1 tRNA gene is annotated in these 394 nt (G+C 39.6%); it reads left to right on the top strand.

Annotation, left to right across the window (positions count from 1 at the left end):
- Positions 1 to 70 precede the first annotated feature (70 nt).
- Positions 71 to 146 (top strand) — tRNA-Ala (locus ACYUEW_RS19095).
- The last annotated feature ends 248 nt before the right edge of the window (positions 147 to 394 follow it).

Raw genomic sequence — 394 nt, 5'->3', positions numbered from 1 at the left:
CTCAGTTGGTTAGAGCAACCGGCTCATAACCGGTAGGTCCGGGGTTCGAGTCCCTGAAGGTCCACCATTTGGGGGTATAGCTCAGTTGGGAGAGCACCTGCCTTGCAAGCAGGGGGTCAGGAGTTCGAATCTCCTTATCTCCACCATTTAAACAGTCCTTAACGGCCTGTTTTTTTATTACTAATAAATTGAAAAATTATGTTGACTTTTAAGATTATAAATGATATTCTAATAAAGTCGTAAAATTGGTCTTTGAAAATTAAACAGAGAATTAACAAGAAACATTCTTGTAACAGCCAGTAAGATAAGGTAATAAACCTTGTCAATGAATTTGAGAAGAGATTAAACTTTAAAATTGAGAGTTTGATCCTGGCTCAGGACGAACGCTGGCGGC

The sequence above is a fragment of the Clostridium sp. CTA-1 genome (assembly GCF_054768215.1).
This window is presented reverse-complemented; position numbering and strand designations above follow the sequence as displayed.